12 protein-coding genes are annotated in these 15,702 nt (G+C 63.8%); 8 read left to right on the top strand and 4 right to left on the bottom strand.

All coding sequences use genetic code 11. The features are described 5' to 3' along the window. The first annotated feature begins 28 nt into the window (after nucleotides 1-28). The 6 genes from ruvA (at nucleotide 29) to AC1MBU_RS09680 (ending at nucleotide 7,917) form a co-directional block, all read left to right on the top strand. Nucleotides 29-658, top strand: a complete 630-nt coding sequence (ruvA, locus tag AC1MBU_RS09655) for a Holliday junction branch migration protein RuvA (RefSeq protein WP_277358375.1) — start codon at nucleotides 29-31, stop codon at nucleotides 656-658. After that, entirely contained in the window at nucleotides 658-1,776 is a 1,119-nt protein-coding gene (gene ruvB / locus AC1MBU_RS09660; protein ID WP_277358374.1) for a Holliday junction branch migration DNA helicase RuvB, read from the top strand. Before ruvA ends, ruvB begins: the two co-directional genes overlap by 1 nt. A gap of 194 nt (nucleotides 1,777-1,970) precedes the next feature. Further along, nucleotides 1,971-2,438 carry a preprotein translocase subunit YajC gene (locus AC1MBU_RS09665; protein ID WP_479787092.1) on the top strand — a complete coding sequence of 156 codons (468 nt, stop codon included), beginning with the start codon at nucleotides 1,971-1,973 and terminating at the stop codon, nucleotides 2,436-2,438. Nucleotides 2,439-2,507: 69 nt separating this feature from the next. Continuing rightward, a complete protein-coding gene (gene secD, locus AC1MBU_RS09670; RefSeq protein ID WP_056547440.1) occupies nucleotides 2,508-4,268 on the top strand; it encodes a protein translocase subunit SecD in 1,761 nt (586 codons plus the stop codon). After that, the gene (gene secF, locus AC1MBU_RS09675) at nucleotides 4,265-5,278 is read left to right on the top strand and encodes a protein translocase subunit SecF (RefSeq protein WP_056547443.1); all 1,014 of its coding nucleotides are present in this window, start codon (nucleotides 4,265-4,267) and stop codon (nucleotides 5,276-5,278) included. Before secD ends, secF begins: the two co-directional genes overlap by 4 nt. Nucleotides 5,279-5,598: 320 nt before the next feature. Next, nucleotides 5,599-7,917 (top strand): RelA/SpoT family protein, encoded by a 2,319-nt coding sequence (locus AC1MBU_RS09680; protein WP_277358413.1) that lies wholly within the window; start codon nucleotides 5,599-5,601, stop codon nucleotides 7,915-7,917. Here AC1MBU_RS09680 and AC1MBU_RS09685 read toward each other — a convergent pair. The 3 genes from AC1MBU_RS09685 to AC1MBU_RS09695 form a co-directional block, all read right to left on the bottom strand. Next, nucleotides 7,914-8,549 carry a hypothetical protein gene (locus AC1MBU_RS09685; protein ID WP_277358372.1) on the bottom strand — a complete coding sequence of 212 codons (636 nt, stop codon included), beginning with the start codon at nucleotides 8,547-8,549 and terminating at the stop codon, nucleotides 7,914-7,916. The genes AC1MBU_RS09680 and AC1MBU_RS09685 overlap by 4 nt on opposite strands. A 99-nt stretch (nucleotides 8,550-8,648) precedes the next feature. Then, nucleotides 8,649-10,148: a DUF349 domain-containing protein gene (locus AC1MBU_RS09690; RefSeq protein WP_471673480.1), complete on the bottom strand. Its 1,500-nt coding sequence runs from the start codon at nucleotides 10,146-10,148 to the stop codon at nucleotides 8,649-8,651. A 51-nt stretch (nucleotides 10,149-10,199) separates the two neighbouring features. Next, nucleotides 10,200-10,985 (bottom strand): peptidylprolyl isomerase, encoded by a 786-nt coding sequence (locus AC1MBU_RS09695; protein ID WP_318532995.1) that lies wholly within the window; start codon nucleotides 10,983-10,985, stop codon nucleotides 10,200-10,202. Nucleotides 10,986-11,191: 206 nt separating this feature from the next. Here AC1MBU_RS09695 and hisS point away from each other — a divergent pair, with 206 nt between their 5' ends. Next, nucleotides 11,192-12,526 (top strand): histidine--tRNA ligase, encoded by a 1,335-nt coding sequence (gene hisS, locus AC1MBU_RS09700; protein WP_479787093.1) that lies wholly within the window; start codon nucleotides 11,192-11,194, stop codon nucleotides 12,524-12,526. Between the two features lie 28 nt (nucleotides 12,527-12,554). Here hisS and AC1MBU_RS09705 read toward each other — a convergent pair whose 3' ends face one another. Continuing rightward, nucleotides 12,555-13,787 (bottom strand): APC family permease, encoded by a 1,233-nt coding sequence (locus tag AC1MBU_RS09705; RefSeq protein WP_479787094.1) that lies wholly within the window; start codon nucleotides 13,785-13,787, stop codon nucleotides 12,555-12,557. Nucleotides 13,788-13,910: 123 nt separating this feature from the next. Between AC1MBU_RS09705 and aspS the strand changes: the two genes are divergently transcribed. After that, nucleotides 13,911-15,701: an aspartate--tRNA ligase gene (gene aspS / locus AC1MBU_RS09710; protein WP_479787095.1), complete on the top strand. Its 1,791-nt coding sequence runs from the start codon at nucleotides 13,911-13,913 to the stop codon at nucleotides 15,699-15,701. Nucleotide 15,702: the final 1 nt, after the last annotated feature.

Consider the following 15,702-nt stretch of genomic DNA (forward strand, 5'->3'; position numbering starts at 1 on the left):
TCGATTCTCAGCATCTGGAGCCCAGCGCATGATCAGTTCTCTGACCGGGACCGTAAGCCATGTGGGCCTGCACTCGGCCGTACTCGACGTCAACGGGTTCGGAATGCAGGTACAGGCAACGCCCCAGACTCTTTCCACCCTCCGGCTTGGCAACCAGGCCAGGCTCAACACCTCGCTGATAGTCCGCGAGGATTCCATGACCCTGTTCGGATTCACGGATGCCGACGAGCGTGAGGTGTTCGAGACACTGCTGGGCGTCAGCGGCGTAGGCCCACGGTTGGCGCTGGCGGTGCTCGCGGTGTACGCCCCGGCGGCCATCCGCACCGCCGCATCGTCCGGGGATGACAAAGCATTCAGCAAGGTGCCGGGGATCGGCCCCAAGGGCGCGCGACGCATTGTGCTTGAACTCGCTGACAAACTCATTCCGCTTGAGACGGATACCCCAACTACAGCTTCCGGCGCCTGGCAGTCACAGGTTCTCGCCGCGATGATGGGTCTGGGCTGGTCGGAAAAGGACGCCGGCTCAGCCATCGACGCCGCAGTGAAGGATTCTCCAGAGATTGCGGCATCTGGGGATGTCGGTTCCATCCTGAAGCTCACACTGCGCAGGCTGGGCCAGGATGGCGCCCGCAGCTCGGCACGGGCTTCGGTGAACTGATGACAGATCAGGAACAGCCCCTTGTCTCGCCGGCCGTGGATCCGGAGGACCGGGCGGTCGAGGCAGCCCTGCGGCCGAAGAACCTGGATGATTTCGTCGGTCAGGCAAGAGTGCGCCGCCAGCTGTCCCTCGTCCTCGAAGCATCCCGGATGCGTGGCCGCAGCGCGGACCATGTTCTCCTTTCCGGACCTCCCGGGCTCGGAAAGACCACCCTGGCGATGATCATCGCCGCGGAGATGAATGCGCCCCTCCGCATCAGTTCAGGCCCCGCCATCCAGCATGCCGGAGACCTCGCCGCTATCTTGTCCTCGCTGACCGAGGGGGAGGTGCTCTTTCTCGACGAGATCCACCGCATGTCGCGCCCTGCGGAAGAAATGCTGTACATGGCAATGGAGGACTTCCGGGTAGACATCATCGTGGGCAAAGGGCCGGGCGCAACAGCGATTCCGCTGGATCTGCCACCTTTCACCCTGGTCGGCGCCACCACCCGCGCCGGGCTGCTGCCGGGTCCGCTGCGCGACCGGTTTGGATTCACCGGCCATCTCGAGTTCTACTCCACGGCGGAGCTTGAGCTCGTTCTCCGGCGCTCGGCCATGATGATGGACATGCGGGTCAACTCCGCAGCCTTTGCTGAGGTAGCCGGACGTTCCCGCGGCACCCCCAGAATCGCGAACCGCCTCCTCCGGCGCGTTCGTGACTGGGCACTTGTGAACGGCGTGGACGTCATCGATGCACGGTGCGCCGGATCCGCTCTGGATATGTACGAGGTTGACGCCAAAGGACTCGACCGCCTCGACCGGTCTGTGCTGACGGCGCTTGTGACAAAGTTCAATGGAGGGCCGGTGGGACTGTCCACTCTGGCCATTGCAGTAGGGGAAGAACCCGAGACCGTGGAAACGGTCGCCGAGCCGTATCTCGTGCGCGAGGGGATGCTCGGCAGAACGCCGCGCGGGCGAATCGCCACAGCAGCTGCGTGGGAACATCTGGGTCTGGTCATGCCTGCATCAATCGCAGCAGCCATGCCCGAAGGACTTTTCCCGGTATACGAGGATGATCCCGTTTCCGGGGTCGAAATGGCGCTCGGGAGCGAAACGGAATGGAGCCGCAACAGCGGCTAGTGCGAAAGTTGAGGCCCATTCCCCGTAGACTGTTCTGACGTGTGGCGCAGCGCACGGTCAAAGCTTTGGAAACACTGCTGGCTTAATAGTCAGGCAGTGCTCCCGCGGACCGCGCGCAGCCGCGGAACTTCAGCGTCGGAATCACCTGCACCGCAGCCGACTGTGCTGACCAAATATAGGAACGGATCTTCTCTGTGCTCGCAAATGTAGTTGCCCAGACCACCGAGCAGACGGGTGGCGGGTTTGACATCTTCAGCCTGCTCCTCCCGTTGGCTCTCGCCTTTCTGATCTTCACCATGTTCCGCAAGCAGCGGAAGATGAAAAAGCAGGTCGCGGAGCAGCGCACCCAGATGGTCCCGGGTACCGAGGTCATGACCAACTTCGGTCTCTTCGGCACCATCGTTTCCCTCGACGAGGACAACAACAAGGCCCTTATCGAGCTTTCCCCGGGTGTTACCGCGACCGTTCACTCCCAGACCCTGAGCAAGGTGGTCGCCCCGGAACCGGTGGTCGAGGAAGAGCACAGCGTTCCCGACGACGCCTCCTCACTGACGGACCCGCTCAGCGATGCTGACCGCCCGCTTCGCGAAGAGACACCGGAAGAGTCAACCGAGCGGCTGAACAGGGAAAACGCGCGCGACCGAAACGACAAAGACCAGTAACCTGCGACACGGCCGTACTCCTTCGGCCCGTCACGTCTCGAATTCCAACACCCAAAGGATTCACGCACCATGGCACGAACCGGCCCAGGCTCCGCCGCCAAACGTACCCTCGTATGGCTCGGCGTAGTCTTTGCACTCCTCGCCTTGCTGCTCGGCGGAGGCTCGCTGTGGAGTAACGCCAGCTGGGCACCGAAGCTCGCCCTCGACCTCGAGGGCGGTACCCAGATGATCCTCGCACCCGAGGTACAGGGCAGCAGCGAGGAAATAACCCCCGAACAGCTTGACCAGGCGGTCGAGATCATCCGGCAGCGCGTCGACGGCAGCGGTGTCGCCGAGGCCGAGATCAGCACGCAGTCGGGACAGAACGTCATTGTCGCGCTCCCGGGCATCCCTGAACCGGAGACGCGGGAACTGATCCAGGCATCGGCCCAGATGGAGTTCCGGCCCGTGCTTTTCGGAGGCCCTGGGCTTGCCCCGGCGGCTGAGACGCCGACGCCCGAAGACCAGCTTCCCACTCCGAGTGCCGAACCGACTGGTGCCAGCGATCCCAACTGGATAACCCCCGAGCTTCTGCAGGAGTTCGAGTCGACTGACTGCACCAGTCCGGAGGCACTTGAGCCTGCAGTCGAGCCGGCTCCCGCCGACCAGCCGATGGTTGCCTGCGAGCCGGACACACAGGGGAAGTACATCCTCGGTCCGGTCGAGGTTCGCGGCACTGAGATCGAGTCAGCCGATTACGGCATGGCGCGCAGTGCCCAGGGCCAGACCCTGAATGAGTGGGTCGTCAACATCGACTTCAACGATGAGGGTACCGAGACCTTCCGCGAAGTAACCGAGCGGTTGTTCGCCATCGGTCCGGGAGATCCACGGAACCAGTTCGCCATCGTGCTGGACGGCGTTATTGTTTCAGCTCCCACCACCAACGCAGTGATTCCTGACGGGCGTCCGCAGATCAGCGGCAGCTTCACGGAGGAATCGGCAGCAGCTCTCGCAGAGCAGCTGAAGTACGGTGCGTTGCCCATCAGCTTCGAAATTCAGAGTGAACAGCAGATCTCCGCCACGCTCGGAGCCGACCAATTGCGACTCGGTCTGATCGCCGGCGTGATCGGGCTGGTTCTCGTCGCTGTGTACTCGCTCTTCCAGTACCGGATGCTCGGCCTGGTGACGATCGCCTCGCTCGTGGTGGCCGGGGTGCTTACCTACCTGGCAATCTGCATCCTCGGCTGGACAGAAAACTATCGGCTATCCCTCGCCGGTGTAGCGGGGCTGATTGTCGCAATCGGTCAGACAGCAGACTCATTCATTGTGTACTTCGAACGCATCAGGGATGAGCTCCGTGACGGCCGTGGTCTGGTCCCGGCTGTCGAGAACGGGTGGCGGCGTGCCAAGCGAACCGTACTGGCGTCCAAGGCCATGAACCTTCTCGCCGCCGTCGTGCTGTATTTCGTGGCCGTCGGAAACGTGCGCGGTTTCGCGTTCACGCTTGGATTGACGGCAATCGCCGACCTCGTTGTCGTGTTCCTGTTCACCCACCCGGTAATGCGACTGCTCGCCATGACCCGGTTCTTCGGCGAGGGTCACCGCTGGTCCGGGCTTGATCCCTCGCGACTCGGCGTGCTTCCGCTGTACCGCGGAGCCGGCCGGGTGCGGCACAAGCCGGTAGAGCGGCCCGCAGTAGAACTGCGCGGCCGGAACAAGGCCGCTGCGGGTGAAGCTGAGCGGCGCATGACTATTGCTGAACGGCGCCTGGCTGAACAGCAGAAGGCCGTTGAAGAACAAAAGACCGTCAGTGCGCAAGCACGCGGAACCAAGGAAGGGGACAACCGATGAGCCGGTTCAGTTTTGCCGAATTCGGAAACGAACTGTATTCCGGCAAGCGGTCCTATCCCTTCGTTGGAAAGCGCAACCTGTGGTTCATGATCGCCGGTGTGGCGATCTTGCTCTCGCTGCTGGTTCCGGTGATCAAGGGTGGGTTCAACCTGGGCATCGACTTCCGCGGTGGGTCAGAATTCACCGTCTCGAATGTGCAGGACACTTCCGTCGCCGCGGGCGAACAAGCCGTCACCGAGGTGGTGCCGGAAGCGGTTCCGCGGGTAACCAACATTGCCCCGGAAACCATGCGTATCCAGACGGAACGACTCAGCGATGACCAAACCCTGAGCGTGCGTGATGGGCTGATCGGCGCCTATAACGTCACGGAGGAAGACGTCACGTCCAACTTCGTGGGGCCCACCTGGGGAGAGGATGTCAGCCGCCAGGCGATCATCGGTCTGGTTGTCTTTGTGGCTCTCGCCGCGGCGCTGATGGCGATCTACTTCCGCACCTGGAAGATGTCGGTTGCGGCAATGGCGGCGCTGGTGGTGGTGATGGTGACTTCTGCCGGCATCTACTCGCTCAGTGACTTCGAAGTCACTCCATCGGCAGTCATCGGCTTCCTGACGATCCTGAGCTATTCGCTGTATGACACAGTCGTGGTCTTTGACAAGATTCGGGAGAATACGGCAGATCTGGAGGTGTCCAGCAAGCGGACCTTCGGAGAGCAGGTCAACCTGGCGGTCAACCAGACACTTGTCAGGTCGATCAACACCTCCGTTGTTGCCGTCCTGCCAGTCGCTGCAATTCTTTTCATCGGCGCGATGCTGCTCGGCGCGGGCACCCTGCGGGACCTTTCACTGGCGCTTTTCGTCGGTATCATCATCGGCACGCTGACCACCGTGTTCGTTGCTGCTCCCATGTACGCGATGCTTCGGATGAACGAGCCTGACATCCGCAAGCAGGAGAAGCGCGTAATGCACCGCCGCTCCCTCGAAGCCAAGGAAGCTGATACCGCTCCGGCGTGACCTCGCTGCGTTGCGGCGCACACCGAGACAACGGCCCGGTACCTGCGAGGTGCCGGGCCGTTGGCGTTCCATCTTCCGGAAGCGGCACTGATCTCTACGCGGACGGCAAAACGTGCACGGGATGCCGCGGACGGCGGATAAACTTGGAGAGGCAGCCGTGAGTGTGGGATGTTGTAGCCTTACCCGTCCGCGGTGGGGATGACGGAAGTCCAACGGAAGTGGGGTAATGGGTGGCTGAAGCCAGTGGTCCCGGACGCCCGTCCGGAACCGGACCGTCCACAGGTCCGGGCACCGAAGCACGTACACAACCAACCCGTACGGTGGCTCCGCCGCCGGAGCGCCCCGCGACCGGATCCGGGTCCCCGGTTGCTACTGAAGGGGCCGTCGCGCCTGGCCGCAGGGAACGAACCCGTGCCCGCCTCGCACGCCTTGCCGGACGGGGAACCACAGATTATTCTCCGGTCCTCGAACCGCTGTTGCGCACCGCCCGCGCGAACAATCCGAAAGAGGATCTTGAGTTCATCAAGCGGGCTTATGAAGTGGCTGAGCGCAGTCACGAGGGCCAGAAGCGCAAAAGTGGTGATCCTTACATCACCCACCCGGTTGCGGTAGCCACCATTCTCGCTGAGCTCGGCATGACCGGGACAACCCTTGCCGCCGCTCTCCTGCATGACACCGTCGAGGACACCAGTTGCACCCTTGATGACATCCGGCGTGACTTCGGCCAGGAAGTGGCAATGCTCGTTGACGGAGTCACCAAGCTGGACAAGGTATCCTTCGGCGACGCAGCCCAAGCGGAGACCGTCCGCAAGATGGTTGTCGCTATGGCCAAGGACATCCGGGTCCTCGTGATCAAGCTGGCTGACAGGCTGCACAACGCGCGGACGTGGCGCTTCGTATCAGCCGAATCCTCCGCTCGAAAAGCACGGGAAACCCTCGAGATCTTCGCACCCCTCGCGCACCGCCTGGGCATGAACACCATTAAGTGGGAACTTGAGGATCTCTCCTTCGCGGCGCTGCATCCCAAGGTCTACGAGGAGATTGTGCGGATGGTGGGGGACCGCACTCCGGAGCGCGAAAAGCACCTGAACCTCGTCCGGGATCAGATCGGCGAGGACCTGCGCTCGGTGAAGATCAAGTCCACCATCACAGGACGCCCTAAGCACTACTACTCGATCTACCAGAAGATGATCGTGCGGGGTAAGGACTTCGACGACATCCACGACCTGATGGGTGTACGCGTGCTCGTTGACTCGGTGCGCGACTGCTATGCAACCCTGGGGCAACTGCATGCGAGGTGGAACCCGCTCCCGGGCAGGTTCAAGGACTACATCGCGATGCCCAAGTTCAACATGTACCAATCGCTGCACACGACGGTGATCGGCCCCGGCGGGCGTCCCGTTGAGATCCAGATCCGCACACATGATATGCATCGGCGTGCCGAGTACGGTGTGGCAGCGCACTGGAAGTACAAGAATCAGGGCGGGGCCGGCACCAGCGGTGTTCCGGACAACAGTGATATGGGATGGCTTCGCAGCCTCGTGGATTGGCAGCAGGAGACATCCGATCCCGACGAGTTCCTCGACTCGCTGCGGTTTGAGATCAACGCCCGTGAAGTATTCGTGTTCACGCCCAAGGGTGAGGTCATGGCGTTGCCCGCCGGATCGACGCCGGTCGACTTCGCCTACGCCGTGCATACCGAGGTTGGTCATCGCACCATTGGAGCCCGGGTCAACGGCAAGCTTGTGCCGCTCAACAGCGAGCTTAACCACGGCGACTGGGTGGAAATTTTCACTTCAAAGGCGGAGGGAGCCGGGCCAAGCCAGGACTGGCAGGGATTCGTCAAGAGTCCTCGGGCGCGGAACAAGATCCGTCAGTGGTTCACCAAGGAACGCCGCGAAGAAGCGATTGAGAAGGGCAAGGACCAGCTGACGCGCACTATGCGGAAGCAGAATCTTCCTTTGCAGCGGATGATGACGCACGACGCCCTGCTGGCGGTGGCCCAGGAACTGCGTCATGCGGACATTTCAGCGCTCTACGCCGCTGTTGGAGACGGACATTCCTCGGCCCAGAACGTCATCGAGCACCTTGTCACCCAGATGGGCGGCCATGCCGGCGCTGAGGAAGACATCGCTGAGGCGACGGTCGCAACGCAGCCGCGGCGCCCCAAGTTCTCGGATTCAGGCGTCACCGTGCGCGGTGTGGGTGACGTCTGGGTCAAGCTGGCCCGCTGCTGCACACCGGTCCCTCCCGATCCGATCGTCGGGTTCGTCACGCGGGGGTCTGGGGTCTCGGTGCACCGTAACGACTGCCGGAACGTCCAGGAGCTGCGGGACCAACCGGGCCGGATCGTGGACGTGGAATGGGCTCCCACGCAGTCCAGTGTGTTCCTGGTGGAGATTCAGGTAGAGGCGTTGGACCGCAAGAGCCTTCTCTCGGATGTGACCAGGGTGTTGTCCGAGAACCATGTGAACATCCTGGCAGCGAGCGTGAACACGTCGACCGACCGGGTGGCTATGTCGCGGTTCGCTTTCGAGATGGGCGATCCCAAGTACCTGAGCCACATCCTCAGCGCGGTGAGAAGGATTGACGGCGTGTTTGACGTTTACCGGACCACCGGATCCCAGCGGCGCATCTAGCGGCTGACACGCAGGGCCTCGCGCAAGCGACTCAACGCACGTGCTTTTCCGGGCACCCGCACGGAACTCTCCAGCGAGAGGATCACCAGGTGCAGCGGGCAGCGCAGTCCAGGTGCTGCGGCAATGCTTTTGAGCGTCTCAACAGCCCAGAAATCCTGACCGTGAATTGCGACGTCGAGCGCAGTCCGCAATGGAGAGGTCACTGGCACACCGCCGATTGTGGAAAGATCGCAGGGCCCTAGGGTGACCTGATGCATCACCGCATCACAGAAGGCGGGAAGCGCCGTTGTGCGCCGGCGATGATCGGTGACCAAGCTGACGACAGCTGGAGCAGGGGCGCAGCCGTACACCCAGGCCGCGCTCTGGCGGGCGAGCGCAACCCGCGCGTGGAGAGAGCGCGGAACCGTGTTGATGGCTGACTGGGCGCGAATCGCCGGAGTTGACGGCTGATCTGTGCGCACGTAGGACTCCCCGCAGACATGCGCCATCAAGCCGTCCATCCGCATGGCCTGCAACTCGACGGAACTGAACAGGCTTCCGCCGTGGAACAGCACTCCGCCCGTGGAGTTGATGGCAAGGTCCCGATGGGCAAGCCCGCGGCCCTGCACAGGAGGTCCTTGCGAATATGGCATGCCTCAAGCTTCCCCAACCGGCAGGAAAAGGGAAAGTCCCGGCCTACCCGCTGTGGATAACGGTGGACCGGGACTTCATGCCTGGAGGGCCGTACGTGCCTACGAGAAGTCTTGCGCCGATTTCTGCAGCATGTCCAGCCACTGCCTGCGCGCCTCGAGTGCCTCACGTGCCTCGGAGATCCGGCGGGCATCCCCGTTCTTCTCCGCTGCTGCCAGGTCTTCCTCGAGGGACGCGATGGTGCTCTCGAGCTGGCTGAGCGCGCTGTTGGTGCGTGCCTTGGTCTCCGGGTTGGTGCGCTGCCAGTGCTCCTGCTCCGCGGCCTGCACTGCATCTTCCACTTCACGCAGGCGCGCTTCGACGCGCCCCATGTCCGCCCGGGGAACCTTCCCGGCTTCTTCCCAGCGGTCCCGAATCGACTGCAGTGCCTTCCGGGCCGCGGTGGCGTCCTTGACTGGCAGAAGCTGACGCGCTTCCGCGATGAGGGCTTCCTTTACCACGAGGTTTGAACCGTATTCCTCATCAATGGCCTCGTTTGCAGCTTTGCGGGCAGCAAAGAACACGTCTTGTGCAGCCCGGAAACGGGTCCAGAGGGCGTCGTCGTCCTTGCGGCTCGCCCGCTTCGACCCCTTCCACTCGTCCATGAGCTGCCGGTACTCGGCTGCAGTGTGACCCCAGTCGGTCGAGGCGGAAAGCTCCTCGGCGCGGCGGATCAGTGCTTCCTTTGCCTGTTTTGCCTCTGCGTTGTCATTGTCGAGCTGCGAGAAGTACGCCCTGCGGTGACGATCGAAGATAGTGCGGGCCGAGCGGAACCGCTTCCACAGTGCGTCCTCGGTGCCCCGCCCGAGCCGAAGCCCGGACTTCTGAGCAGCTTTCCACTGCTCAAACAATTCGTTCATCCGGTTGCTGCTGGCCTTCCACTGCACGGTGGACGGATCGCGGCCGGCGATCTCCTCGGCCTCGGCAACGATCGCCTCCCGTGCTTCCCTTTCGCGGGCGCGGGCGGCGTCCTGCTCGGCCTTCTCCGCGGACTCAAGCTCCGTGACGAGGCTGACCAGTGCTTCAAGCCGGGCCTCCAGGGCACGGACATCGCCGACCATCTTCCGCTCGGAGACCTGCTCGGCAAGATGGGCGGCGGTCTTCCTCATGTCCGTGGTGGGTGCTTTTGCGTGGACCCGCTGCTCCAGCAGTGTGACTTGGCCGGCGACGTCGTCGTACTTGCGCACGAAGTAGCCCAGCGCTTCCTCGCGCGGGGCATCCGGGTACTGGCCTACGGGGAACTCCTCGCCGTCCACGAGCAGGAAGACATGACCGTCTTCCTCCACGCGGGCGAACTTCTCCGCCTCCGCCAGCGGGGTGCTGTGAATCGGGGGAGCAGCAACGACGGCGGGCGCGGCGGGACCGTTGGGCCGCGGTGCCATCGCGGCAGGGGTGGGGCGGGGACGCGCAGCGTTTGCGGCTCCCGGCACCGGCGCGGCCGGTTGCTCAGGAGCCGGCGCCGTGGGCTGCTCAGTAGCAGAAGGTTCTGCTGCAGCCTCAGGTTGCTCGATCCCGGTCGCTTCGGTTACAGGCATTTCGTCGGATTGCTGACTGTTTGTCACCGCTAAAAGTCTTTCGCTCGATGGACGGCCCACATGGCCGTGTCCCGTTGATTACTGCAAGGTTAATGAGTCTATCGTCACAGGCGTTGCCGGGGCTCCGTCCTCGCCGCCGCCTTGCACTCCGGCCTCGGCAACCTGCCGGACAAGGTCCAGACCGGAGGTCACCGAACCCATGATGGTGTATCCGCCGGTGTTCTGTGGAATCCGGGAATCCCTGTACACAATGAAGAACTGTGTCCCATTGCTGTCCGTCGCAGCACCGCGGGCCACGGCAATGGTGCCGGCAGGGTAGACGCCGTCTTCAGGAGTGTTCTCCACCGGACCCCACTGGTAGTTCGGATCACCCGCACCATCGCCGTTGAGGGACCCGCACTGCAGCACGCCCATGGTCTCCGCGGTAGTCAACCGGTGGCACGTCTTGCCTTCGAAGAACCCCTCCTGGGCGAGCGAGGTGAAGACGGCTACCGCCTGAGGGGCCTTGCTTCCGTCCAGCTGGACACCGATGTCGCCGACGCTGGTGGCAAGGGTCCCCGTGAACACTTTCCCCGCTGCACTCGACGGATCCGGAATGTTCGAGCTATTCGCCGTCGGCTCCGCCGGCGCGGTCTCCACAACACCGGGTGCCTCGTCAAGAACGTCCATCTGCGCGGCCGTGGGATTCGAGCTGAACCAGAACACCTGCAGGGCGAAAGCAATGGCGAGGACCGCCGCGGCCGCTATCCCCGCCGTCGTGCTGTCTTTCCGCCGCCGTTTCTCCTGAGCGCGCTCAAGCTCCCGCCGGGCCTCGATCTGACTGATATGACGGCGCATTTCGCGTCCGCGACGATCAACGGCCACGCGACCTCCTGTGTCCGGCGGTTGTTTCGGGTGCTGCCCACTTTTACCCTGGCACTCCCGGTCCGGTTAGTCCGGTCCGGCACGAACCACTAAAATGAATGCCGCAGACAGTGTAGGCACAGCTGACCGCTTACCTCTCGGCTTCCCCAGCATCCCGAACCGCCCGGTTGGGGACACCAGCATCATTTCCCAAGGAGAGTTGCCGTATGGCACGAAAGTCCTCGTTGTCCGGATTTCCCGAATGGCTGCCCCAGGAACGTCTGGTGGAGCTGCACGTTCTGGACACCCTGCGACGGACGTTCGAGCTTCACGGATTCTCCAGCGTCGAAACCCGCGCGGTTGAAACAGTGGGTCAGTTGCTGCGCAAGGGGGAGATCGACAAGGAAGTCTACGCGGTATCGCGCCTCCAGGATGAGGACACCGGCGCCGCCGGCGACGACTCGCTGGCGCTGCACTTTGACCTGACTGTTCCCTTTGCACGCTATGTGGTTGAAAACGCCGGCCACCTTGCCTTCCCGTTCCGCCGCTACCAGATCCAGAAGGTCTGGCGGGGGGAGCGTCCCCAGGAGGGACGGGCACGGGAGTTCACCCAGGCGGATATCGATGTGGTGGGTGACGGCGCACTCCCGTTCCGCTACGACATCGAGCTTGCCCTCGTGATCGCCGAGGCGCTCAGCGCCTTGCCGATTCCCGACTTCCAGCTGCGCATCAACAACCGGAAACTGGCTGAAGGCTTCTATCGGGGAATCGGTCTGACGGACACTCCCGGGGTGCTGCGCAGCATCGACAAGCTGGAGAAGATCGGCCCCGCGAAAGTGGCGGAGCTGCTGAAAACCGAGCTGGGCGCCACGGCCGAGCAGGCGGAAGCCGCCCTCAGCCTCGCCGGGATCCGCACGGAAGACACCTCCTTCGTTGACCGGGTGCGCGCCCTTGGCGTTGAAGACCCGCTGCTTGAGGAAGGACTTGCCGAACTCGAGCAAGTCATCGCAGAGGCATCGAAACGCGCACCGGGGAAGGTGATCGCCGATCTGAGCATCGCGCGCGGTCTCGATTACTACACCGGCACGGTCTACGAGACGGTGCTGGTCGGTCATGAGGCACTCGGCTCCATCTGCTCCGGCGGCCGCTACGATGCGCTGGCGAGCAAGGGCAACCTGACCTTCCCCGGCGTCGGGCTTTCCATCGGTGTTACGCGCCTAGTGACGCGCATTCTGAGCCAGGACTTCGCGGCTGCCTCCCGCCAGGTACCGACGGCGGTCCTGGTCACCCTCGCGAATGACGACTCCTGGTCCGCCGCCCAGGATGTTGCCGCCGCGTTGCGCGGTCGCGGGATTCCCGTGGAGGTTGCGGCAACGGCCGAGAAGTTCGGCAAGCAGATCAAGTTCGCGGACCGCCGGGGCATTCCCTTCGTCTGGTTCACCTCGGAAGACGGCACCCATGAGGTCAAGGACATTCGATCAGGGGAGCAGAGCGTCGCTGATCCCTCGTCGTGGACCCCTCCCGTTGAGGACCGCTGGCCGGCCGTCCTGCCTCAGGGCTGAGCCGGCGCGCTGCCCTGTAGTGCCGCCGTCAGTGCCGTCGTCGTTGTACGAGGAGCATAGCGGCGCGGCCAAGCAGCCCCACCAGCAGAATGACGGTCATGGTCAGGACCGACCGCACCGGAAGCGTGAACGCGAGCACCAGGCATCCCGTCAGGCCGAGTACATTCAGCGCCCGCGGAGCGTACCAGGGACGCGAGGCCAGGGTGAGCGCGGAGAGGTTCGCCACCGCGTAGTAGAGCAGCACACCGAAGCTGGAGAAGCCCACCACCGTCAGGACATCGGTTCCCAGCAGCAGTGCAATGACGACGACGGCAGTCGCCAGCTCCGCTGCGAACGGTGTGGCACGGCGGGCTGACACCGCGCCGAAAACCCGCGGCAGATCACCCTCTCGCGCCATAGCCAGGGTTGTGCGGGCGATCCCGCTGATCAGCGCGAGCAGTGCGCCGAGACTCGCCAGTGCCGCCGCAATCGCCATTGCCAGCCCAGGTAAGGACCCATTCGGCAGGAATACTTCGGTGAGAGGCGCCTGCGAGTCAGCGAGGGCGTCCGGCCCCACCGCGCGAAGCAGGCCGAACGCGAGCAGGAGGTACAGGGCCAGGGTGAAACCGAGTGCGCCGAAGATAGCCCGCGGAATGTTGCGCGCGGGCTCGCGGACCTCCTCGCCCATCGTGGCAATACGTGCATAGCCGGCGAACGCGAAGAACATGAGCCCGGCCGCCTGCAGGACGCCGGTGGGTCCAACCGGCACGGCGCCGGGGGCGTCGGCAGGCTGGGCAAAGGCCACAACAATGACGAAGGAGAGGACAGGCACCACCAGCGCAACGATGATCCGCGTCAACAGCGCGGTGCGCGTGATGCCTAACAGGTTAACGGAAGTCAGGGCCACTACGGCTGCCACCCCTGCAGCTTTCTCAAAGCCCGGAGCGGCGTACAGCCCGAAGGTGAGCGCCATCGCTGCACACGAGGCAAGTTTCCCGGTGATGAAGCTCCACCCGGCCAGGAAGCCCGGCCATTCGCCGAGCTGGCGCCGCCCGTAGGTATAGGTACCGCCGCTCACCGGATGCACGGTCGCCAGCTGGGCGGATGCTGCGGCGTTGGCATAGGCAACGACGGCGGCCAGGCCGACTGCGAGCGGCAGCAGGGAGCCGGCGGCTGCGGCTGCCGGGGAGAAGACAACGAAAACGCCGGCTCCAATGATGGATCCGATGCCGACGGTGGTGGCGTCGAACCCGCCGAGTTGTCTGTTCAATGCCTGCGGCATTTAGCGATGGTCCCCGTCCGGTGATAAGTGTGGCCGGGAATGCATCTCATCCGGCGGTAAACTCGAACACTGAGATTCAACCACGATTCACAGACTGGATTTAATTCCACCGGAAGGAATGCTGTGCTGCGCACACATGACCTGGGTTCACTACGGACCGGGCACATTGGACAGACCGTCACTCTCGCCGGATGGGTGGCCCGTCGGCGTGATCACGGCGGCGTGGCATTCCTCGATCTTCGTGACGCATCCGGCGTCGCCCAGGTAGTGGTGCGCGAGGAGGACGTCTTCCATGGCCTGCGCAATGAGTACGTGCTGCAGATCATCGGCACCGTCGAGCAGCGCCCCGAGGGCAACGAGAACCCGGCGCTTGCAACCGGTGAGATCGAGGTCATCGCCGAGAAGGTGACAATTCTCAACACCTCGGACCCGCTGCCGTTCCAGATCGACGAGCATGTCGAGGTGGGCGAGGAGGCGCGTCTGAAGCACCGTTACCTGGACCTCCGCCGCCCAACGCCGAACGCCAACCTCCGCCTGCGCTCCGAGGCGAACCGGGTGGCCCGCGAGCTTCTGCACACAGACGGCTATGTGGAGATTGAGACACCCACCCTCACCCGTTCGACGCCTGAGGGCGCCCGTGACTTCCTGGTTCCGGCCCGTCTGGCCCCAGGGTCCTGGTACGCACTGCCGCAGTCACCGCAGCTGTTCAAGCAACTTCTCCAGGTGGGCGGCTTCGAGAAGTACTACCAGATCGCCCGCTGTTACCGGGACGAGGACTTCCGTGCCGACCGGCAGCCCGAGTTCACCCAGCTGGACATCGAGGCGAGCTTCGTCGAGCAGGATGACATCATCGCGCTCGGCGAGGAGCTGGTGACGGCGCTGTGGAAGCTGATCGACGTCGAGATCCCCACTCCGATCCAGCGCATGACCTACGCCGATGCCATGGCGCGTTACGGCTCTGACAAGCCGGACCTTCGGTTCGGTCTCGAGCTGACCGAGCTGACCGAGTACTTCAAGGACACCGGATTCGGCGTGTTCAAGGCTGCGTATGTGGGCGCCGTCGTCATGCCCGGCGGAGCCTCCCAGCCGCGCCGTCAGCTGGATGCCTGGCAGGAATGGGCCAAGCAGCGCGGAGCGAAGGGGCTTGCGTACGTCCTCATCGACGACGACGGCAGCCTCCGTGGTCCCGTCGCCAAAAACCTGACGGACGCCGAGCGGGATGGGCTGGCCGGCACTGTCGGTGCGAAGCCGGGGGACTGCATCTTCTTTGCCGCCGGCGAGAAGTCCTCCTCGCGTGCCTTGCTTGGTGCTGCACGGGTGGAGATCGGTCACCGCACCGGGCTGATCGATCCGGCGGCGTGGGCATTCGTGTGGGTCGTTGATGCGCCCATGTTCGAGCCGGCGTCGGACGCCGTCGCCGCCGGTGACGTCGCCGTGGGGACCGGTGCGTGGACGGCGGTTCACCACGCCTTCACCTCACCGAAGCCGGAGTACCTGGACTCTTTCGACACCGATCCGGGCAGTGCCCTCGCGTATGCCTACGACATTGTCTGCAACGGCAATGAGATTGGCGGCGGCTCGATCCGTATTCACCAGCGGGATGTTCAGCAACGGGTCTTCGCTGTTATGGGAATCAGCCCCGAGGACGCCCAGGAGAAGTTCGGCTTCCTGCTGGAGGGTTTCAAGTACGGCGCACCGCCCCACGGCGGCATCGCGTTCGGTTGGGACCGGGTTGTCGCACTGCTTGCCGGCAGCGACTCCATCCGCGACGTCATCGCCTTCCCGAAATCCGGCGGCGGCTATGACCCGCTCACGGCTGCTCCTGCACCGATCACGCCTCAACAGCGGAAGGAAGCAGGCGTGGACGCAAAGCCGGCAGGAAAGTCCGACGCGCCCAAAAATGTGAAAGAATAAG

Source organism: Arthrobacter sp. PTI12 (assembly GCF_056679915.1).

Coding starts and splice junctions, on each gene's coding strand:
- AC1MBU_RS09685 (WP_277358372.1), bottom strand. CDS start 8,549: ATGCCATATTCGCAAGGACCTCCTGTGCAGGGCCGCGGGCTTGCCCAT.
- secF (WP_056547443.1), top strand. CDS start 4,265: ATGAGCCGGTTCAGTTTTGCCGAATTCGGAAACGAACTGTATTCCGGC.
- hisS (WP_479787093.1), top strand. CDS start 11,192: ATGGCACGAAAGTCCTCGTTGTCCGGATTTCCCGAATGGCTGCCCCAG.
- secD (WP_056547440.1), top strand. CDS start 2,508: ATGGCACGAACCGGCCCAGGCTCCGCCGCCAAACGTACCCTCGTATGG.
- ruvA (WP_277358375.1), top strand. CDS start 29: ATGATCAGTTCTCTGACCGGGACCGTAAGCCATGTGGGCCTGCACTCG.
- AC1MBU_RS09705 (WP_479787094.1), bottom strand. CDS start 13,787: ATGCCGCAGGCATTGAACAGACAACTCGGCGGGTTCGACGCCACCACC.
- ruvB (WP_277358374.1), top strand. CDS start 658: ATGACAGATCAGGAACAGCCCCTTGTCTCGCCGGCCGTGGATCCGGAG.